A 22048-nucleotide genomic window follows, 5' to 3' on the forward strand; every position below is an offset into this window, starting at 1 on the left:
TTCTTACTCCTTAAGGTCTGAAGGTGCGTTTGGCGCGGTAACCATCTGCACTGGCAGACCGCCTTTCACGGAATGAAGGATGACGAGGTGCACGGCTTCGAGCGCATCGCCGGGCTGCCCGTCGGATGTGACGGCCAGCGCAACATGGTTCTTGCCCCGGTGGTTCAATATGCCTTCGGGGATGGGGAAGGTACGCTGCGGCCCGACATGGGCGATGAACTGCCCCATGTTCCAGCCATTGACGAACATCAGCACGCGATAGCGAACCGGCGATCGCGGCTTGGTCGCGTCGCCGAAGCTGAGCGCGATGGTCGCGTCCTGCCCCTTGGGCACGGCCAGGTCGAAGCTGGTGCGATACCAACTGGTTCCCGCTTCTGCCTGCGCGGCGGGGACGGTCGCCTTCGCCCAGCGTTTGTCATCGAAGCCGGGCAGATGCCATCCCATGCGCTCGCCATAGAGGCCGCCATTATTGGCTGGACCGCGTGTCGGATCGGCCAGCGTTTCGCCGCCGCGCTTGCCCTGAATCTTCCACATAATCGGCACGGCGAAGCTGCGCCCGCTGGAGCCACCTTCCAGCGATGCGGAGATCAGGCCACGCGCTTCCTTGTGGAAATCATCGCTGTCCAAATCCCAATTATGACCATTGTTGCGGACCATGACGGACAGGATATGCTCGCCGCTCTGCGCACTGGCGGGCAAGGCAAAGCGCGCCGTGCCGGTGGTGATCGGCCGGGGCAGGCCGCCTGGCGTTTCCGCTTCGCCGATAAATTGCCCGTCGACCCAGGCTTGCACCAGCCCGGACCCGCCCGCGCCATAATAGAGCGACAGCGCCTTGGCATCGGGCGTGCCGGTGAAGCGGCCGCGATACCAGACATCGCCATCGTGGAAGCCATAGGCGTCCATGCCCATATTCGGCTGCCCGTCGGGCCGCGCGGTAATGCTGGCCGATGCGCGATTGTCGATCGCCTGCCAGCCGCTGTCGTCAAACGCCGGGTCCGCTTCCGGCGAACCCTTGGCCATGCGCCAGTCGGTCAGCGCGGGCAGCGCGAACGTAGCAGGACCGACGAGCGGCTGCGTGGCGGCAAGGCTGCCCGATGGCGTGGCGCGGGTGGCGATCTTCGTGCCGTTCCACGTCACGCTGCGGATAGCGCCCGGCGCCCAGATTTCGAGCGGGCTTTGCGTCGCGGTATCGCCGGTCAGGGCCAGCGTGCCGCCCTTCACCGTCGCATGGCGCACCAGTTCCGGACCACGGATCAACATGTCGCCCTGCCGCCAGTAGCGGACGGCTTCGGCTTCGTCGCCAAGGATCACCGTCAGCGGCGGCCGCCCGCCACCCTCGATCCGCACGATGGCGCGACCTTGATGGCTGTAGCTGAGTTTCAAGTCACCCTTCGCCGTGTCGAAACGGCTGGTGGCTTCCCCCTCGATCACGGTCACGGTCGGCGCGCTGATGTAGCGCAGCACGGTCTCGCCCGGCTCCCCAGCGCGGCCATAGAGCAGCATCAGGTCACCCTTATCCTGCCGCTGCGCCGATTGTAGTTCCGATGTGGAATAGACCAGTCTCTGCCCACCCAACGTCACGCCCGCCACCAGCCATTTCGCGTCAAAGCCATTGAGGCGCATCGGCACGGTATAACGGCCATCGGGCAGGTCGGCGGTAAAGGAGAAGCTGTCGTTCGTCTGCCCGTTGGACGGCTTGTGCGTCACCATCAGGAAACGGGCGTCAGTCTCCGGGCTTTTATTATGATAAATCTGGATATTGGGTGATGTGATGTCGACCGGCCCGGCCGGGATCATGCCCGCCAGATCGGGAACGGAAGCGATCAGGCCGCCCAGTTGCTTCATCTCCTGCGCCTTTTCGCGCAGCGCACGGGGTTCGGAAATCGCCGCGCCATAATCATAGCTGGTGAACACCACCGGGCCGGGCAACCAGCCCCAGCTTGTGCCGCCATAGGTCATGTAAAAGCTCTGGATGCCGATGCCGTTGGCCAGGTTCGTGCCATAGAAGACCCGCTGAAACCGCTTGCCGCGCTGGATCGCGTTGCACTCATAGCCGCCGTTCGACCCCCAATAGTCGAACCAGCCGCCACCGAACTCAGCCGCAAATCCCGGCGTATCGGGCGAGGCCGACGCGCCGCCCTTCGCCCCGCCCGTGCCATAATAGCCCCAATCGGGCGCGGCGACATCGCGTGTCGGCTGGCCGGTGACGGTGCAGGTGCCGCCGGGATAGCCATCGAACGCATACATATCATTGGGGCCGGTTACGACCTTCTCGACCGTCGAGGATTCCGGCGTCCAATAGCCATTGCGGCCCTGATCATTGTGGAAGATCGGCACGGTGATGCCGTCGGCACGCGCCTTGGCATAGAGATGATCCATATAGCGCCGCTGTGCAGGCGTGGTGAGCGCCAGTTCGTTTTCGATCTGGTGCAGGATGACGCCGCCCTTGCGCCGCTTGTCCGTATTGATCTGGTGCCGCGCGATGATCGGGTTGATCTGGTCCAGCCATTCATCGACCGCCTTGAGATAATCCGGGTCGTCGGTGCGCGCACGCGCGCGCTGGTTGACCAGCCAGCCAGGAAAACCACCGCGCGACAGTTCGGCATTCACATAGGGACCGGCGCGGGTAATGACGTAGAGACCTTCCTCTTCCGCCATGGTGAGCAGCCGGTCGAGGTCGCGGATGCCGGTAAAGTCGTACACGCCCTGCTTGGGACTATGATAGCCCCAGTCGAAATAGAGGGCGACGGTATTGAACCCGCTCGCCTTCATCTTCTGCAAGATGTCGCGCCACAAGTCGGGCGAGGGCAGGCGGAAGGGGTGGAATTCCCCGCCCCAGATGATCTTGCGCTCGCCATCGATCATCAGCGATCGCGCATCATAGGAGACGCGGCCGAAGCTCTTGACCGGAGCGGACAGGTTGGCGGTAGGCTTGGCAACCTGCGCCATCGCAGGGATAGCCAGGGCCGAGCCCAGCAGCAGGGCGGCAAAGAAGGAGCGCATCGGTCGGATCAATCCATGTGGAACAGCAGGGGGAGCGGCCATTCCTTGGGCCGGTTGTCCGGCTCGACCTCCATCAATGGTGCCATATAGGCCCACCATTTCTGCATCACCGGATGATCGGGCAGCGTCTCGCGCTGATTCTCCGCCGCCAGCGTCAGCACCGCGAACAGGCTGAGTGTATCTTCATCCAGAAAGATGGAATAATCGGAGATACCCGACCGGCGCAGCACGTCGGTCAGTTGGGGCCATATTTCGTCATGGCGGCGACGATATTCGTCCACGACGCCGGGCTTCAACTGCATCTTGAAGGCGTGGATCGACATCTCGGCTCTTCCCTTATAAACCACATTATGGAACCTGTGACCTATATTTGGTAACATCGTCCCTATTGTTCGTCAACGTCACAGCCATGGGATTTGTATTGAGAAGGTGGTCAGTGGTTTGGCTCACTTCCCGGCGGGGCGCTGATCGCTGTGGATCAGGCTGGGGGCGATAGCGATCTGCTCCGCGGCCGGCGGGTGGGTAGGGACGAAAGTATCGGCGGTGACATGCGGAGCCAGCGCCGGGATGCCGTCACGGATGCGCTGAGCCACGGTGCTGGCCAGCAGCCACGCGCCATAATTATTATGATGGGTCTTGTCTCTGCCATCATCGTTGAAAGCGGCGGGTGCCCGATCAGGACCAAGCGCCTCATAGATGGCTCGGCTATCCGCGTTCAGGTCGATCAGCGGCACGCCGTCCTCCACCGCCACCTTCCGCACCGCTGCCGCATAGTCGCCCAGCGTATCGACGATCTTGCCCTGCGCATCGAAATTGCGCCGTTCGGGCGATGTCACCAACACTGGCTGCGCGCCGCGCCGCCGCGCTTCGGCGATATAGGCGCGCAGATAGGTGGGGTAGGTCGAATCCGCTGCGACCCAGGTCTGCGGCCATTGCTGCTTCTGGTCATTATGGCCGAACTGGATGAACAGCCAGTCGCCCGGCCGCATCGCCGACAGCAATTTGTCGAAACGCAAGCTGGTCAGGAAGGATTTGAGCGTCTCACCCGACTTGGCGTGATTGGCGACGACGATCCGGTCATCCAGCATCGCGGGCAGCATCTGGCCCCAACTCGCCGCGGGTTCCGCATATTGATCGGTGACGGTGGAATCACCCGCCAGAAAGATGGCCGGGGCCGTGACCGGCTCGATGCGGATCGACCGGACCGCCGGTTGGCCGAGGAACTCCAGCGTCAGCTTATCGTCCCAGGTAAATTCCTGCGCATCACGCGCATCGATCCGCGCCCGGTCGCCACTCGGTGCCGTGGGCGGTGGCGGCGGCAGCGCGGGCGTGCGGACATCCACCAGGAAGCGGCGCTCGACCTCTTCCCCCCTGCGGGTGCGTACAGAGCGCAGCATCAGGCGGCGCGCCTCGGCCTTGACCGTCGTATCGCCCGCCCGTGCCTGGTCTCCCAATTGCAAGGTCACGCGATAGCGACCTTCGGGCAGTGCGATGGAATAGGCGAAGCCCTGTGCACTGCCGCCCGGCTCGACGCCGTGGTTTGCCGCCTGATAGGGTTGCAGCGAGTCGCGGTTAAGGTCGATCGTCTGCCCCCCGGCAGCGGCCGCCAGCATCAGGAAGAGCGCAGCGCTGGACGGCATGACATGACCCTTTGCAGACGTGCAAGAGCGGGGGAGCGCCGCGAGAACGCCACGCTCCCCCCAGAATATCGGCCCGTGCAGAAGCCAATATAAACCCTATAAGTAGGATTATAGTCCATATATAGGGATAAAAACAGGGGTAACGGCCTTTTTAATGCAAATAATTATATCCCACAATGTGGATAAGAAAATCACATTATGATTTCCCTTCCCATCTTAGGGCTTGCAGTATAGAATGATACCACAATCCACATAGTGGGACATTCTGGCGTCGTCGTATGATGGCGATCGGTCAATAGGGGAGGAAGTCATGTTGCACACCCGTTCCGCATTTGCGCGCTGCAGTTCGGCGATCGCGATTGCCACCACGCTGCTTGTGGCGGTCCCCGCCATCGCCCAGGATCAGCCCGTCGCGGATCAATCCGAAACCGCCGATATCGTCGTCACCGGCTTCCGCGCCTCGCTCGACAGCGCGCTCGGCATGAAACGCCGTGAAGCGGCAGCGATCGATTCGATCGTGGCCGAAGACATCGGCAAATTCCCCGACTCTAACCTCGCTGAATCGATGCAGCGCGTGCCCGGCGTGGCGCTTGCGCGCGGCGATGGTGGCGAAGGCCGCAACATCTCGGTTCGTGGCCTGGGTGCCGGGTTCACCCGCGTCCGCATCAACGGCATGGAAGGCACGGCCCAGACCGGCGGCTCGGACATTTATGGCGCGGGCAATAATGGCCGCAGCTTCGACTTCAATGTCTTCCCCACCGAAATCTTCTCGGCCCTCTCGGTGCGCAAGACACCCTCGGCCGATATCGAGGAAGGCTCGCTCGGTGCGACCGTCGATCTGTCGGCACCCAAGCCCTTCGATCAGAAGGATGACTTCGTCCTCTCGATGACGGCGCGCGGCGTCTATAACGAATTGTCGAAAAAGGTCGATCCGCGCGCCTCGCTGCTGGTTTCCAAGCAGTTCGGCGATAGTGGTTTCGGCATATTGGGGTCGGTCGCCTATCAACAGCGCAACCTGCGTGAAGTCGGCTATTCCGCCGTCGATCTGCTGCCTGCCAATATCAATGGCGGCTTCTGTTCACCGCTGGGCGCGCCGATCAATACGGCAGGCCAGACGCCTGAACAATTGGCGACGCGCGGCGTAACGGCCGCAAATTGCAGCAACGGCAACCCGCGCACCAGCACGCAGGCGGCCTATGACACGATCCAGAATCTGCGCCGCGAGGGCGCGGAAGGAACACCAGGCAGCGGCGCCTTCTTCCCCCGCCTGCCGCGCTATCTCAACAGCGAACAGAAGCAGGAACGGATCGGCGGATCGTTGACCCTGCAATATCGGCCGGACGACCAGACCGATATCTCCGTCGATTTCCTCTATTCGCGGTTCGAAGTGACCCGTCGCGACAATTATATCGCCGCCGTGTCCTTCGCGCGTAATGCCTCGAACCTGGGTCAGCCGATGACATCGGTGCGCGAGATCGAATTCGACGAGAATGGATCGCTGGTCCACGGCGTATTCGACGGCGTCGATGTCCGCTCCGAAGGTCTGGTCGACAATTTCGTCTCGACCTTCAAACAGGCCAATGTCAATTTCAAGCGCGAGCTGAACGACAGCCTGACCGTCGACGCGATCGTCGGGTTCAATCGCTCGATCTGGAACGGCAAGAAGCGCCTGCAGACCTTCATGGATGCCGTCGATGTCGATGGTTTCTCGATCGACTTCCGCGACGGCGGCAGTACGCCGGTGCTTGGCTTTGGCACGGACGTCAATAACCCCGCCAGCTTCGCCTATGCGCCGCCGCTCGCCGATGGGACCGTACGCGGCGGCTTCAGCTTCCAGGGCAAGCCGTCCCGCAACAAGACCGATAATCTCACCGCTGGCGCGAACCTGACGTGGAAGGCGAGCGAAGCCTTCTCGATCCGGGCGGGCGGCCAGTATCGGCGCAGCGACTTCCTCTCCACCTTCCTGCGGCCCTTCAATGCCGACACGGTGGTCCGCGCCCTGCCTGCTGGCACGACGCTGGCGGACATCACGACCACCATCGGCGGCGTCGACAAGCTATGGGGCAATGGTGCGCCCAGTGGCTGGGCAGCGATAGATGCTGATAAATGGGCCGATACCTTCGGCTTCGACGCGGTACGTTATTGCGGCGTCGAATGCGGCGGTGGCCGTAGCCGGGTCCGCGAAGAGGTCACAAGCGGCTATGTAATGGCCAATTTCGACCTTCAAGATGCTATCGGTTTCAGCGTGCGCGGCGATGCAGGCGTGCGCTACGTCAAGACCGACATGTTCTCGTCGGGCTATATCCAGGTCGCCAGCGCCACGACGCCCACCGGCCTTGCCGGACGGTTCGCTGCTGCCCGTAATGTCTATGACGACTGGCTGCCTTCGGCCAATATCGTGATCGAACCCGTGCAAAATCTGCTGGTGCGCTTCTCCGGTGCCAAGGTGCTGGCGCGCCCGGAATTGGGCCTGTTGACCCCCACCAGCGGCGTCAACCCGGTCACCCGCGTCGGCAATATCAACAATCCCTTCCTCGACCCGATCCGTGCCAACACGTTCGACGTCGCGGTGGAATGGTATTTCCGTCCCGGCTCGCTGCTGTCCGCCGCCTTCTTCTACAAGGACATCAAGAGCTTCGTCCAGAATGTGAACAGCCTCATTCCGTTCAACCAGTTGGGCCTGCCCAATGGTCTGCTCGAAAACAGCAACACCGACCCCAGCGAACCCTTCAACGTGTCGCAGCCGTTCAATACGCCGGGCGGCCCGCTCAAGGGCATCGAACTCAACGCGCAGATCCCCTTTACCTTCTTCGACGGTTTCCTCGGCAATTTCGGCATGTTGGCGAACTTCACCCATGTCACGTCGAAGATCGACTATATCCTTGCCAGCGTAAACGGTGTGCCGACGGTGACCACCACGGCGGACCTTGTCGGCCTGTCGAAGAACACGGCGTCGGGCACGCTCTATTATGAGGATGAGAAGTTCAGCATCCGCACCACGGGCAATTTCCGCGACAAGTTCATCCGCGGCATCCCCGCCTCGCCGGGCAGCGATCTGGTCGGCAATGCCAAGACCTTCTACATGGACGCATCGGCCTCGTTTGCCGTGACCGATCGGCTCAAGTTCATCGTCGAGGCCCAGAACCTGACCGATGAACAGAACCGCCTCTATACCGACAGCGTGCGGCAGGACACCTTGTTCGAAACGCGCATCGGCCGGACCTTCACCTTCGGCGTGACCTACCGGATGTAAAGACACTCTCCTCCCCCAACCTAAAGGGCGCGATCATCACAATGATCGCGCCCTTATTGTTTACGGGGGCTACATTCGGCTCAGCGGGGGCCGTTATATCCCACAGCGGCACCGATCTGCTCGGCCGATCGCATCACCTGTGGCGCCAAAGTCGCGCGGACTTCGTCGGTCAGATAATGGGCGGCGCTGGCGATCGAGATGGCGATACAGATCTGACCCTTCGCGTCGCGGACCGGGGTTGCGATCGAACGTACGCCATCGCCCAGTTCGCTGTCGTGCCACACTTCGCCGCGCGCCTTATGCGCCCGCATTTCGGCAATGAAGCTATTGATTGCCGCGCGCGATGGCTTGCCACCCTTGGCCGCAACATAGAGCCGCTCCCACGTCGCCTCATCCTCGTCCAGCAACAAGGCCTTACCCAGGCCCGTCTCCGCGATCGGCCGACGATCGCCCGGTGCCGTCGCCACGCGCAGTCGCTGCGTTCCCGTCACCCGGTCGAGATGGCGGGAAAAATCCCCCTCCCGCTTGCCCACGAACACGCAAAAACCGCTGCGTTCGGACAATAATTCCATGAACGGCCGGGCAATCCGCACGAAGTCGATCTGCTCGGTCGCCAGCACGCCCAGTTGCAGCAATTTCGGGCCAAGCGCGAAACCATCAGGTGTTACCGCCAGATAATTGCGGGACTTAAGCGCCTGCACCAAGCGGTGGGCGGTGGTCTTGCTCATCCCCAGCTTGCGTGCCAGGTCGGCGGCACGGATCGGCCCGTCAATCACCTCGTCCATGATGTCGAGCGCGCGCATCAGCGTTTGCGTGCCCTTGACGCCCGGTTCCTTGCTGTCGTCGCTATCGCTCATATCTTGCCCGTCACCCGTCCCAAATAAAGGAACGTCTATCCTTCAAATCGGCCCGCCTGTCAGCAGCTTTTATGTAAGGTCCGCTCACGCCCGATAGTCGAGCGCGCCCCGCCTTGCCAGCTCCCCGCTCGCCGGATCAAAGAGCATGTTGAGCACCAGCCCCGCTGCCAGTATCGCCGCAAACAGCGTCGCAAGATAAAAGCCATAAATGGCATCGCCGAAATAATCGCCGATCAACCCGATCGCCAGCGGCGCGATCACCGCACTGACGCAGGTAAAAAACAGGATCACACCCGAAATCGCACCATGCTGCGGCTTGGGAAAGCAGCTAATGCCTTTGGAATTGAGCGTCGGATACAGCACCGACATGAACAGGCCCGACAAAGGCAGCGACATCACCGCCATCGGCCGCCCGCCAAAAATGGCCAGCGCAAAGCAGAGCAGGATCGCAACGCCGCAAAAGGCCAGTACCGCGGTCCAGTTGAATCGCTCCAGCAGCCAGAAACCTGCAAAACGGCCGATAACGCGCAGGATGAAGAAGATCGACAGCGCATAGGCTGCCCATTGCCAGCCCGGCCCCGCATAGCCCGCCAACAATGTCGGCATCCACACATAGATGGCGGTCTCCACGCCCACATAGAGCATGATCCCGCTGCTGAAGGCCAGCGCATAGCGATTGCGCATCATTGCCAGCATGTCGGCCATCGGCGCGCTTTCCGTCCTCGCCTGCACGGGCGGGTAGGGGACGCGCCAGGCGAGGATCATGAGCAACCCGCACAGCGCGGCGGCGATCAGATAGAGCCATTTCCACGACGCATCATGCGACAGCAGATAGGCGACGATCGCTGGCCCGATGATCGCGCCGATGCCGAAAAACCCCTCGACCACATTCATGGTCGCCGTATGCGCGCGCGTCGATGTCGATATGTCGCCGATCAACGCCAGCGCCGCCGTCTTGAAAATGCCGACCGCAAGCCCGCCGACAAACAGCAGGACCAGGAACAGGCCGAAACTGCTGACCCAGGCGAACAGGGATGCGCTCAGGCCGAACAGCGCCAGGCCGACCAAAATCGTCGGCTTGCGCCCGAACCGATCCGCCAGCGATCCCAGCAACACGCCGCCCAGCGCAATGCCGCTCATCGTCGCATAGTGAAAGGCACCGCCCGCCGTCATGCCCAGGCCAAATTGCCGGATCACCGACGGAATGATCACCCCAACCGATTCCGATGTCATCGCGAACATCAGGAACATCAAATAGGTGAGCCAACGAATGCGTGCCATCTGTCTGCGGTCCTAAACCAGCTTGTACATGCGTATGCGCACGGCGGGGCTGTCCATCTCCGGCACTGCGCCAACGGTTCCCACGAACACGGCTTCGTTCAGCCAGGCATGCGGCCCATTCGGCACTTCGAACACGGCGGCGGTCCTTGCATAGTCCTTGCCCGCCACGCCCCTGTTGCGGATATGGATCACGGTGCCGTCGGCCTCCCGCATCAGATAGGCCGCCTCCAATTCGGTCATCCCGTCCGGGCGGATCAATTGCCAGTCCATGCCTTCGGGGAAAATGGTGCCGCTGATCCGTGGCCCCTTGAACGTGCCGCCGATGATGGGAATGCGCACACGCTTGCCATGCGGCGTCTCGCCAATCTCTTCGGGCGGCCCCAATGTCACGATCGCCTCATAGACGAATTCCGCCTTGGGAATGTCCTCTGCCACGGGCGCAGGCGCGGCCGCTTTTGCCATGACGGGAACGGCCGCCAGTCCGCCAGCGGCCAACAACACACTGCGGCGCGTCTGCGGGTCGCTCGGGAATTGCGTGTCGGCCATGATGCTACCCTTTCCGAAAAAAATGGGACGTCCCTCTGGGACGCCCCATCTTAGCTTAGAATTGCATGCCGAGCCGCACGCCATAGGTACGCGGCGGATCATAGTTGGCGGTGGTCGAACTCCACACCGTCACCAGATTATTGGCCACGCGCTCATTCTCCAGATTGTTGACGAAGCCGGTGATCGACAATTGCCCATCTTCGGTTTCATACCGCAGGTTGAGGTCGGTCTTGGTATAGGAGGCCCGGCGGCTCTGCGCATAATTTTGAATGTCGCTGAACGTCCGCGACTGAACGTAGAAATCCACGCTCGGCGTCAGGCTACCCGCACCGCCCAGATCGAAGATATGCGCATAGCTCACCCGCGCGCTCCACTTGGGCGCATTGGGCAGTTCATTGCCCGACACGTCACGCACGACGTTGGTGGGCAGGGGCAGGTTGCCGAACGCGCCCGTGACGCCGTTATAATTGCCGCTGGCCGAATTGAGATTATCCGATGCCGTCGGGAACGACCGGATCTTCGCGTCGAGATAGGATACAAAGCCGCTGATCCGGTCATTGCTCGTCGGCCGGACGATCGCTTCCAGTTCGATCCCGCGCAACCGCGCCGTCGCGGCATTGGTCGTTACCGCCGACACCTGATTGGTCAGCGGATTGAGCACGATGCTCGATACCTGCAGATCCTTATAGTCCATGTTGAACGCCGTGGCGGCAAGATAGAGCTTGCCTCCCATTAGCGAGCTGCGTGCGCCGATCTCATAATTGGTGACGGTTTCGGGCTGATATTGCCGGAACTGCGGCGCGTTGCCGGTGGCTTCCAACCCGCCGCCGCGAAAACCCGTGCCAACGCTGGCATAGACCAGCGTTTCCGGCGTCACTTCATAATTCACGCCCGCTTTCCAACTGACATTGGAAAATTTGGCCTCCGGCCGGTTGGTGTCGTCGGACAGGGCATAGACGAAGGGGATGCCGGGGCAACTCGTCGCGCTGATATTTTCCAATGTGATCGTGTCGCCGGGGCAAACCAGTTCGATATTGCGCTGGTTGACCTGCTCCCAAGTCGACCGCACGCCGCCCAGGATTTTCAGGCCCGGTGCCAGTTCATAGGTGCCTTGGCCGAACACCGCCTGAGACTTGGTGCCCTGACCGCGATAAGAGGTCACGACATCGACGCCGCTGATGGTCGTGATATTATCGCCTGTGCCTGCGACCTTGGCGAGCCCAGCCGCATTGAGGACACTGCCGAACGGCGCCGGCGCGGTGTCGCCGGCATGCAGCAGGCGCGTGCCCGACGGCTGCTTGTCCTGATAGAGGAAGCCGCCCAGCACCAGGTCGAACCGGCCCGCATTATAATTGACGTTCAGTTCATGCGACTGGGTTTCGGTACGGCGGTTGATATTCTGCTGCGTGAACACGCCGGTCGCGGAATCCACGCCATTATTCTTCAGCACCGAATAGCCCGCCAGATAGGTGAGCGACAGCGCGTCCGTCGCCTGCCAGGTCAGGCGCGACCGGGCGGCATAATATTTCAGGTCCATCTGATTATCGGTGACCAGATCCTGCCCCGGATTGATGACCTCATCATAGATGGTCTGGATCGGGCCGAAGACCCCGGCCGCAATATCCGCGTCGGGATAGACGTTGCGGCTGCGCATATAGGTGAGCGGGATCGTGCCCTTATTTTCCCCATAGTTGAGCGACAGGCGCCAGGTCAGGCTGTCGCCCAGACGCAGGATGCTGTTGACGCGCAAGCCGGCCTGGTCGGTCTTGTTGTAATTCTGCCGAGCGCCATATTTGCCTTCGAACCCGTCATCGACTTGGCGATAGGCGGCGATGCGCAGGGCGAAAGCATCGCTGATCGGCAGGTCAACGGCGGCGCGGGCGCGCACTTCGTTGAACCGGCCATATTGAATATCGGCATTGAAGCCCAGATCCTTGCCCGGATCGGCGGTATTGATATTGACGACGCCTGCGGTCGCATTGCGGCCATAAACGGTGCCCTGCGGCCCGCGCAGCACTTCGACGGAACCAAGGTCGAACAGGCCGAGCGTCAGCACGGCGGCGGACGGATCATAGATGCCGTCAATCTGCGTCGCGACCGTCGAATAACCGCTGAAGCTGTTGTTGCTGCCGATGCCGCGAATGGCAAAGCCGTTCTGGCTTGATTGCAGGCCGGGCACCGTGCTGGTCAGCGCCGCGGCGGAATCAATGCCCTGGCGGGTCAGGCTATCCTGCGACACCACGCTGATGGCGACCGGCGCTTTGGACAATTTTTCGGACGTCTTTTGCGCGGTAACGATGATGTCGCCGCCATAATTGTCGGCCATGTCCGCTTGCGCCTGAGGGGCCGCTGGATCTTGGGCAAATGCTGGGCAGGACAAGGCGGCGATGCTCGCGCCGACGAACAGAAATGAGAAACGATGCACGATACTCTCCCTAGATTTTAGCCGGGATCGTTATAAAAAATCGACCTAAGCTATTGTTATAACACGATGCTAAAAGTTAAAATGATCCCATGCGGCCTTGGCCATGGCGGCATAGCCCGCGTCCGATGGGTGGAGTTTGTCGCCGCAATCATATTGGGCGAGGATATGGTCGGGCGCGGCCGGATCGCGGACGGCGGCGTCGAAATCGATCACGCCGTCAAACTCGCCGCTGGTACGAATCCACTGGTTGATGGCCTGGCGGATCACTTCCTTGGCGGGCGTCGCATAGCCCGGAAAGGTCGATCCGAGGAACGGCGTCAGCGTCGCGCCATGGACCTTGATGTCCTGCGCCCGCGCCCGCGCGATCATCTGGCGATAGCCCGCGATCAGGTCATCGGCGGTGATCGCGTCATGCAGCCCGTCTGAGCGTGGATTGTCCAGTCCGCTCAGCCCCAGATCGTTGATCCCTTCCAGCAGGACGATGTCGGTAACGCCCGGCACAGCCAGCGCATCGCGGTCGAACCGCGCCAGGCCGCTTGGCCCGACTTCCTCGCGCAGCACCCGATTGCCGCCGATGCCTGCATTGGCGACGCCGACATTGGCGATCCCCTTGGCGGCCAGCATCTTGGCGAGTTGCCCCGGCCAACCGCGCAGCAGCGGATCTTTGGCCCCAAAGCCATCGGTGATGGAATCGCCAAAAGCGACGATGGTCCGGGCGTCCTTGTCCGACTGAACCAATACCGATGTCACGATTTCACGGCTCGATACCGGCTTGGCACCGCGCAACGTCGCTGATCCGGTCTGGTCGCTCCCGATCGCCCATTCGGCGCGATGATTGGGGTCGGCCTGCGGCAAAATCACCTTGGCGGGCAGATAGACGCTGACCACCGCCACCGCGCCGGGCTTCACCTGTAGCGACAGCGGGTCGGACAGGAGCGGCGCCCCGGCGGGCAGCCTTGCGGATCGTGCGCCGGAAAAGGTCAAGGGACGGATGCTGGCCGCATCGACCCGGCCCTGCGCATCGGCCAGGGCAATGGTCGCACTGCCGATCGCGACATCAGTCGGCTGGGTGTCGCCCGACAGGCGCACCTGAACCTTCGTCCCACCCGCGCTCAGACGCAGATGATAGCGGATTGTGCCCTGCACTTCCGGTGCCGGTTCCCAGAATTCGAAGGGCAGCTTGGCGACCGGCAAAGACGGGCTGGACGCCCAGCTCGCCACCCAGCGATCATCGTCTGCCGCCACCGCCTGCATCGGCAGCAGCGCCGCCTGCATCGCGATAACCCCAAGGGCAAGCCGACCTATCATCCTCTTACGCATTCGAAGCTTTCCTTTTTCTCGACATCGCCCTGGCCCTTATACCGGGCATAGGCGGGGTATCGGCAGATCGGACGGGTACGACCCGGCCAGGGACTGGCCGCAGGGGCCGCGGCATTGAGCTGTTCGGGCGCACGGCCTTGCTCGACCCAATCGACCATCGCGGCAAAGGCGTCATAGCGATCGGTCGACGGCCCGCCCTCGCAATGGTTCATGCCGGGCACGGGGAAGACGCGCACGGTGTCCGCGCCCTTGCCTGCATAGCGGGCGTCGACCTCCCGATACCATTGCAGCGTGTCGTCCAGCGAGAAGACCGGATCGGCCGCGCCATGCGGCACGATCAGCTTGCCGCCAGCCGCCCGGAAACCATCGATATCGGGCGACCGCGCCGACATCATATCCCAGCCCGAAGCCGGGAAGGGGGCCTGCGCGCGATATATGGCGTCGGCGTCCCGATCGAAATCATAGGCCATCTGCCATTGCATCATGCCCTGCGGATCGGCGGCGACCAGCTTGGGCGGCGTCTGGAAGATGGCGGACAGGGCCGATCCGCCGATCACGATGCTCAGCGCCGGGACGCCTTCCCTGGCCAATCCCAATTTCCACACTGCCCAGCCCGGCTCGCCAATCCCGCCATCCCAGGGAAAACGGACATAGAGGGGCGACCCGTCGCTCTTGCGCGGACCGGCCATGGACCGGACAAGCGCATCGATCTGCAAATTGGACAAACATTGTCCGTTTCGCTGTCCGGTACAGGCAAAACCGCGCAGGACCGGCAGCACATCTTCATTACCGCACTGGCCATAATGCGACACCAGACCATCAGCCACGCCATCCTTGGCGTCGCATGCCTTTAGTATGGCCTTTCGGACGATCCCCAATTCGCTGGTCGAAAATGTGTTCGCCAATTGCCCGAACGGCCGTACGCCATCGGAGCCGGGCGGCACGAGGCGTCCAAATGTCTGCACGTCCCAGGCCTGCGCCAGCGCCGCCCGCGGCAGCGACATGCCCGGCGCCGCCGCAATGATACCGTCAAAGGCGTCAGGATAGCGATGGGCCAGCGCCAACCCTTCCTGCCCCCCCTTGGAACAGCCCGCGAAATAGGAATAGCGCGGCGCGCTGCCATAAAAGGTCGCGATCGCAGCCTTCGCCGCATCGGCCACCGCCCCCAATGACGCATAGGCATAGTTGCGCCGCGCGTCGGGGTCGAAGCCGAACGCCACCGCACCGCCCTTGGCCGGATCGCTATTGACCGTATTGTCATGGCCCGAATCCTGGCTGACCACTGCATAGCCCTGCGCAAGCGCTGGCGTGACCAGACCGACACCGGCCAGCGCGCCCAGGGCATTGCCGACATCGCCATTGGTGCCACCGCCGCCCTGGAACAGGAAACGCCCATTCCACTCCATCGGCAGGCGCAAATGGAATTTGATCGCATAGCTCTGACCGTCCGCGCCCTGCCGTTCGGCCATCACGGCCTGAACATCGCAATGCGCCTTCAAGGGGACCGTGCTGTCATATTGAAAGCCTCGTGGATCAGGCTTGGCCGCTGGCCCTTCCGGCACGAACACAGCACTGGTCACGCGCGTCGAGGCGTCGGGCCAATGGCCTTGCACTGTCGATGCAAAGGCGGCGCACCGATCGCCGATGGCTGCGGTCGGCGCGACAGCGGTCAATGATGTGCAGCCGCTCAGCGCAATCATCGCTGCGGTTATGCCGCAATAGCGCAATCCCCTCATAACTGACTCTCCCTCAATGCATTCTGCCCCAGGATAATCGCTCCTAGCGGCCCCGCATCGCGTCCCAGGGCCGGCGGAACGATGAGCGACTGTAGAGCATCGAGATCAAGACCCGCCAGATAGCCGCCGAGATTGTCGGCAACGGCGACCCGTATTCTGGCAAACAGGGTCGGACGGTAATCCAGCACGCCGCCGCCGATTACCAGGCGCTGGGGCGACACGCACAGGATCAGCATCGCCACCCATTCACCCAACTCCCGCCCCACCCGATCCCAGAGCGGATCGTCATCCGTCATGTCGGCCAATGCACCGTTCGCCCGCGCCGCAAGCGCCGGACCACCGACCAGCCCCTCCAGACAATCGCCATGGGCAGGGCAGGCGCCTGCAAACATATCACCCGCCGTCCGCCGGATACGCATATGCCCCGCTTCGGGGTGCAGGCGGCCATGCACCGCCTTGCCATCGACCACCAGGCCAAGGCCAACGCCCGTCCCGACCGTCGCATAGCCGTGCACCGCACATCCCATCGCCGCGCCCCATTGCCCTTCGGCCAGGGCCGCGCCACCCACATCGGTGTCGATGCCGACGGGCAGGGCGAAACGGCGCGCAAAATGGCCATGCACATCCGCCCCCGCCCAGCCGGGCTTGGGCGTATTCTCCATGTGGCCAAAACGTGGATTGCTGGCGTCCAGGCATAGCGGCCCGAAGCTGCCGATCCCGATCGCCGCGAACGGCAGTTCGTCCTGCCATGCCGCCAAGGTCGCGGAAATCCGGTCCAGCGTCTCCGGCCCTTCGGTCGCCCAGCGCTCCTGCCGCAGGATATCCTTGCCCCGCGCCAGCGTCGCGATACATTTGGTGCCGCCCAACTCGACGCCCGCGATCAGAGTTTTCGGTGCCGTCATGCCAGCCATGCCTTGTCGCCGTCGATCATAAGCCGCAGTTCCGGGGCCGGGGTGCCGCCGAAATGTGCCCGCGCCTCCACGACATCGCGCGGCGGCTCCGCCAATCCGACCAGGTCGGCAAAGCTCTGCACGCATAGATCCGGCAGCACCAGCCAGCTATAGGCCTGAAACGGCGCGGACGGTGGATTGCCGAACACCAGCCCAGACCCATTGAGCGGCCGCCACGGGCCAAACAGCCTGTCCGCCACCATGCCATAAAGCCCAGTCGGTCCAGCCGGACCATCGGCCGCAAACACCTTGGTCTGCGTCGACCAGAACAGATAATAGCGCCCATCCCGCATGATGACATGCGGGCGTTCCAGCTCATTGTTCAGCCCATCCGCCTCGACCAGCGGCGGCAGGATATCCCATGTCTGATCAACGCTCTGCCGCGCAATGCCAACCGCTCCATTCCACGCCGAACGCGACCTGGCTATTGATCCGGCAAACAGGATATAGTCTTGGTTGTCGGCCGGATCGCGGAAAAAGGCCGGATCGCGAAATGCCTTGATCGTGCCGACCGCACCGCCGCCTGCCATGTCGCGGCTATAATGGACATCGTCTGGCGTCAGAAACTCCACAGGCTCCGACCAGGGAGAGAGCGTGATGGTGTCACCCTGCACAGTCAAGGCGGCGCAGCTATAGAATAGCCGCTGGGCAAAGCTGGTTTCCAGCTCGCCCCGAACGCCTGCTACGGTATAATAAAGCGTGATCGTCGCGCCATCGGGCGAAAGGATAGCCGAACCGGACCATTCCCGGCTGCCCGGCGACAGCCCGTCCGGTAAAAGTGGCCCCAAATCACGCCAGTCAGCACCGACGCGATGCAGCAGCCGCATCCGCGCCACCGCATGCCTGGCGTCGGGGTCGGGCAGTATGGGCGCGGACAACGCCACGAACAACATGCCGCCCGCTATCTCGGCCGGGTTTCCGTCCGCCCTCTGCACCGGCCAATAGTCCCAAAGATCAAGCGTCTCGATCACGCGACGCTGCGCCGGAATCTTGGGTGCGCAAGGCGGTGCCGCCATATCTATGCGCCGCACGTCGTCTGCGGTCCAATGGCTCGTGGCGGGCATTTCGCTCATGCGGTGATGCCCGCCCATGTCATGACCCCCGCCAAAGCGTGCAGTCCTTGGCGGAGGTCCGACTTCACCCCGGCGGAACGAACGGCCGGAGAAGATAATAGGAAAGGCCGCGATGCGACGCGCCAGGCTGGATGTTCATTGCAGCCAAGCCGACGCACCAAGCCGGGCACGATTTTAGCGTCAGCCTTCAATGACCCTCTCCTATGCGCAACTATCTTGTTGCACGGTAGATATTTCAAATAACAAACGATTGCAATACTAAATACAAACGATTGCAAAATCGCATTCCAGTAGCGGTATCAGCTTGGTTTTGAAGGAGGTTTACGCCGAAGCGCGCAGCACGAGCGTCGGTTGAAGGGAGATGGACGTGACTTTTTCACCCGCCACGCGCCGGAACAGCAGATCGACCATCATCTGCGCGCCCAGCACAACATCCTGCCGGATCGTGGTCAACGCAGGCATGGTCTGCTTGGCAATGAATACATCATCATAGCCCACCACGGCGACATCATCGGGTACGCGCAATCCAAGATCAGCGATCGCCCGCAGCGCGCTCAGGGCAATGACGTCGGATGCAGCGACGATACCATCAGGCACAGTAGCATCCTTGAAATTGGCTCGTATCGTCGCATAGGATGCTTCTGGCGTGACATGCGATGGCAAGACTGCTCCTGATGGCGCACCAGCCTGCGCGATCGCCTCGTTGAAGCCGGCAAAGCGCGCCTCAAATTCAGGCACCGCCGGATTACCTACGAAGGTCAGTCTTTTTCGCCCTTGCGACAGGAGATGCTGTGCGGCCAAACGCCCGCCCTCGAAATTGTCGGAGCCGACGGTCAACTGGCTGTACCCGGCGATCGACGCCCCCCAAACAACCAGCGGGGCATAGTTGGCCGACACTGTTTCGATCACGTCGATCTGGTCCGACTGGCCCACAATGATGACGCCATCGACTTTGCCGGATTCGACAAAGGCTTTAAGCCATTGATCGTTCGACGGAATGACGCGCGACAACAGCAGGTCGTAGCCGCGATCAGACAGCGCGTCAGCGAGTGCAGCAATCAAGCTCATGAAGAAAGGGTCTGTCAAATGCTGTTCGGCTTCATGGCCAAGCGGCAAGATTACGCCGACAGCACCCGTGCGCTGGAGGCGAAAATTTCGCGCCGCGACATTGATCTGGAAATCATGCTCGCGCGCCAGCCTTTTTATCTTGTCCCGCGTAGCGACCGCGACAAGCGGATTGTCAGCCAAAGCGCGGGATACGGTTGATATGGAAACGCCGGCCAGCGCGGAAAGGTCGGCAAGGCTGGAGGCTTTCTGGCGCTTCATCCACATATCCCAAATCGACCGCCACACATGACTCTGGGTGTCGTCTTCTCATCACAGATGTCTCGACTATAGGGTGATTTGTCGGACCAGCGCAAATGGGGGTTTTCTGCTCACGGCCGCAATGGCCCCTCCCACAGGCCTAAATGTCGCCAAACTGTAAGAGTGCAGCACTAGCTGCCAGTGCGGAATGCAAATGCATCAGATGGCGGGTATAGATTGAGTGAACATAACGCGCTGACACCGTCGCAAGCCTTGGATCGGAGCCCGTATCTTCGGAGGCGATTGCGCGATTGCGTTGGGCGCGAAGGCCGATTGTTCGCTTATTCGTCCGGCAATATGGGCAAGGCGCTGCTCTTTTCCGGGGCCGATCTCACCATCCTGTTTCTTTTGACCGACCTGTTGGGCCAATCGCCGACCAGCGCTGGTTCCTTGATGCTGGTCGCGGTGCTGGGCGACCTCGTCTTTGACCTATTAGCGGCAAAGCTGGTCATCCGCCTGCGTCGCACCGGGCGGGGCTATCGCTGGATGGTCGCGGCCGCCGCCATGCCCTGCGGCGCTGCTTTCGCGCTGCTTTATGCCCTGCCAGCGCTCGGCGTACGCGATCTGTGGATTGTGGCCACAGGGCTGCTCCTGTTTCGCGGTGCCTATGCGGTGGTTGACGTGCCGCACAACGCGCTGATGGCACGTGTCACCTCGGACAGCCGATCGCGCGGCCGCGTATCGGGCTATCGCCTGTTCTTCAGCACGATCAGTTCGCTGGCAATCGCTATCATCCTCACGCCCATGGTTCAGACAGCCGGGCGGACCGGGGACTTCGGCCGGCTTGCCATGGCTGGCGGCATCGCGTGTATCTTGTTTACCGGGACCATGGTGCTGAGCGCGCTGGCATCTGACAGCGGGACGACTGGCCCAGCCGACCTGACGGGCTGGGACGATGGCATCGCGATACCATTGCGCGATCCCCTGATTCTGGCACTAGCCCTGCTCGCCTTCATCACCGGCTTTGCCATCCCGATGTTCAGCCGGATGCTGCTCTACATCGGCACTTATGTAATCGAGCGCCCCGATCTGGTGAAGATGCTGCTGCTGGGCCTCACCATCGGCCAATTTCTGGGCGTTCTAGCCTGGACGTCGATCACCGGCCGTTTCAGCAAGGCGACCCTGTTGGCCGCGGGTCACGCCGTCTGCATCATCGGCATAATGCTGTTCGCCCTATGCCTGGCATGGCCGAACGCCCTGATCGCTTGCACACTGCTGATCGGCTTCGGGTTCGCCAGCATCTTCATGCTGCCCTGGGGCTTGCTGGCCGATGCCGTGGACGTCGTCGCCTGGCGTTACCATCGCCGGTTCGAAACCGGACTTTTCGCCTTCTATCTGGTGGTGGTGAAGGCGAGCGGCGCAGCCTCCACCGCACTGATCGGCTGGACGCTGGGCTGGCTCGGCTATGCGCCTGATACCATCCAACCTGCGTCGGTCCAGGCGGGGATGCTGGTCATGGGACTGGGCGTGCCGATCTTCGGCAGCTTTTGCGCGATAGGACTGATGCGCGCCAACGACATCAGCCACGCCCGCCATGCGCGCCTGCTCACGGCCCTGGCCTACCGAAGCAAGCGCGCCTTACGGCAACAGCGTCGGCTCAACTCGGTGCCGATCCGGTTTCCGGGTTGAAGCGGGGATTGCTCGCGTCGAGCGGTGAGGGCGTGATTTTCGCGGGCGGCGTGGCGCTTTCGGCCCAGGCGCGGCACAGCATGTCGCGCAGCATCGCAGCCCCTGCTGTCGTCCGGTCATAGACGAACGCACGCACATCCTTGTCGGCAAAATCGGCAAAGCCGTTGCGTTTTTCGAGCTTGTACAGATCTTCCACCAGGTCGCCCGCTTCGTTCAGAAAGCCCAGCACAGCGTCGAACATGTCGCCACTTTGGCGGCGCGGCACGCCGATGCGCGGCGCAATGTCCGCTACTGTCAGGCCCATACCGTCGACGAATTGGCTTTCGAACCGGCCATGAACAGACCGATCGGTGGTGTAGCCTTTGGGGTTGTCACCGCGCCACCCATCGGAATGGACAGAGTCGTGATGCGGCTGCGCCCCATCACCGATATAATGGCCCAAACGTATGACCTGAAAGGCGCAATGCTGTTCGGGGATTGACGCATCGCCGCCTTCGGCCTGGGCCTTTCGGACATAGCGCATGCAGGTGATCAACCGTTCATAGGCTTCCATCGCTGCATAGGGCAGGGTGCCGGTCCAGCGCACGTTAGTTCGCTGTGCAGTGTACGGGTCGCTGTCCTTTATCGTCTCATAATGTTTATAGAGCGCCAGGATAAACTCATAGCGTGACCGCGGGATCGGCTTTACGAAAGTGAACTGTTCCCGAAACCAGCCATGATTGGGGTCTTCCTCCATCTTGGAGAAATTCTCCGCATCCCCCCGCCAACTGTCGGGCAGCGAGGCCGAGGCTGCAATATAGTCGATATGCTTGCGCAGGAAGGCCGGCCCGTCCTCCGGAATGGCCTCTATCGCCGCACGGTCGATCACGGCATGGGCGGTCTGGCCCCAGGCATGGGCGGCGGTCGGATGCAGCGCCAGGGCGCTGATCGTGGTGAGGGCAAGGAGGAGGGTTCGCATCGTCTTGGCTCC

15 protein-coding genes are annotated in these 22048 nt (G+C 62.1%); 2 read left to right on the forward strand and 13 right to left on the reverse strand.

Going from position 1 to position 22048, the window contains the following annotated elements; all coding sequences use genetic code 11:
* Positions 1 to 3 precede the first annotated feature (3 nt).
* From V2I08_RS02275 to V2I08_RS02285, 3 genes are all read right to left on the reverse strand, one after another.
* The gene (locus V2I08_RS02275; RefSeq protein ID WP_349633763.1) at positions 4 to 3003 is read right to left on the reverse strand and encodes a beta-galactosidase; all 3000 of its coding nucleotides are present in this window, start codon (positions 3001 to 3003) and stop codon (positions 4 to 6) included.
* 8 nt (positions 3004 to 3011) lie between these two features.
* Positions 3012 to 3326: an L-rhamnose mutarotase gene (locus V2I08_RS02280; RefSeq protein WP_349633722.1), complete on the reverse strand. Its 315-nt coding sequence runs from the start codon at positions 3324 to 3326 to the stop codon at positions 3012 to 3014.
* Positions 3327 to 3449: 123 nt separating this feature from the next.
* A complete protein-coding gene (locus tag V2I08_RS02285; protein WP_349633723.1) occupies positions 3450 to 4643 on the reverse strand; it encodes a rhamnogalacturonan acetylesterase in 1194 nt (397 codons plus the stop codon).
* 310 nt (positions 4644 to 4953) lie between these two features.
* Between V2I08_RS02285 and V2I08_RS02290 the strand changes: the two genes are divergently transcribed.
* Positions 4954 to 7896, forward strand: a complete 2943-nt coding sequence (locus tag V2I08_RS02290) for a TonB-dependent receptor (RefSeq protein WP_349633724.1) — start codon at positions 4954 to 4956, stop codon at positions 7894 to 7896.
* Positions 7897 to 7976: 80 nt separating this feature from the next.
* On the opposite strand, the gene V2I08_RS02295 is transcribed toward V2I08_RS02290, so the two are convergent.
* From V2I08_RS02295 to V2I08_RS02335, 9 genes are all read right to left on the reverse strand, one after another.
* On the reverse strand, positions 7977 to 8753 hold the full coding sequence (locus V2I08_RS02295) for an IclR family transcriptional regulator (RefSeq protein ID WP_349633725.1): 777 nt from the start codon (positions 8751 to 8753) through the stop codon (positions 7977 to 7979).
* A gap of 84 nt (positions 8754 to 8837) precedes the next feature.
* Positions 8838 to 10034 carry an MFS transporter gene (locus V2I08_RS02300; protein ID WP_349633726.1) on the reverse strand — a complete coding sequence of 399 codons (1197 nt, stop codon included), beginning with the start codon at positions 10032 to 10034 and terminating at the stop codon, positions 8838 to 8840.
* A 12-nt stretch (positions 10035 to 10046) separates the two neighbouring features.
* Positions 10047 to 10580 (reverse strand): DUF3237 domain-containing protein, encoded by a 534-nt coding sequence (locus V2I08_RS02305; RefSeq protein ID WP_349633727.1) that lies wholly within the window; start codon positions 10578 to 10580, stop codon positions 10047 to 10049.
* 55 nt (positions 10581 to 10635) lie between these two features.
* A complete protein-coding gene (locus V2I08_RS02310) occupies positions 10636 to 13005 on the reverse strand; it encodes a TonB-dependent receptor domain-containing protein (protein WP_349633728.1) in 2370 nt (789 codons plus the stop codon).
* Positions 13006 to 13074: 69 nt separating this feature from the next.
* Positions 13075 to 14325: an SGNH/GDSL hydrolase family protein gene (locus tag V2I08_RS02315; RefSeq protein ID WP_349633729.1), complete on the reverse strand. Its 1251-nt coding sequence runs from the start codon at positions 14323 to 14325 to the stop codon at positions 13075 to 13077.
* On the reverse strand, positions 14310 to 16061 hold the full coding sequence (locus tag V2I08_RS02320; protein WP_349633730.1) for a tannase/feruloyl esterase family alpha/beta hydrolase: 1752 nt from the start codon (positions 16059 to 16061) through the stop codon (positions 14310 to 14312). Before V2I08_RS02320 ends, V2I08_RS02315 begins: the two co-directional genes overlap by 16 nt.
* On the reverse strand, positions 16058 to 16963 hold the full coding sequence (locus tag V2I08_RS02325; RefSeq protein ID WP_349633731.1) for an ROK family protein: 906 nt from the start codon (positions 16961 to 16963) through the stop codon (positions 16058 to 16060). The genes V2I08_RS02320 and V2I08_RS02325 overlap by 4 nt, the downstream gene beginning before the upstream one ends.
* Positions 16960 to 18084, reverse strand: a complete 1125-nt coding sequence (locus V2I08_RS02330) for a glycoside hydrolase family 68 protein (protein WP_349633732.1) — start codon at positions 18082 to 18084, stop codon at positions 16960 to 16962. Before V2I08_RS02330 ends, V2I08_RS02325 begins: the two co-directional genes overlap by 4 nt.
* A gap of 321 nt (positions 18085 to 18405) precedes the next feature.
* Entirely contained in the window at positions 18406 to 19416 is a 1011-nt protein-coding gene (locus V2I08_RS02335) for a substrate-binding domain-containing protein (RefSeq protein WP_349633733.1), read from the reverse strand.
* 246 nt (positions 19417 to 19662) lie between these two features.
* On the opposite strand from V2I08_RS02335, the gene V2I08_RS02340 reads away from it, so the two are divergent.
* Entirely contained in the window at positions 19663 to 21078 is a 1416-nt protein-coding gene (locus V2I08_RS02340; RefSeq protein WP_349633734.1) for an MFS transporter, read from the forward strand.
* On the opposite strand, the gene V2I08_RS02345 is transcribed toward V2I08_RS02340, so the two are convergent.
* Positions 21047 to 22036, reverse strand: coding sequence for a nuclease (locus tag V2I08_RS02345; protein WP_349633735.1), 990 nt, complete (start codon positions 22034 to 22036; stop codon positions 21047 to 21049). The two genes, V2I08_RS02340 and V2I08_RS02345, sit on opposite strands and share 32 nt — an antisense overlap.
* Positions 22037 to 22048: the final 12 nt, after the last annotated feature.

Source organism: Sphingobium sp. MK2 (genome assembly GCF_040170545.1).
In the GTDB taxonomy this organism is placed as follows: Bacteria; Pseudomonadota; Alphaproteobacteria; order Sphingomonadales; family Sphingomonadaceae; genus Sphingobium.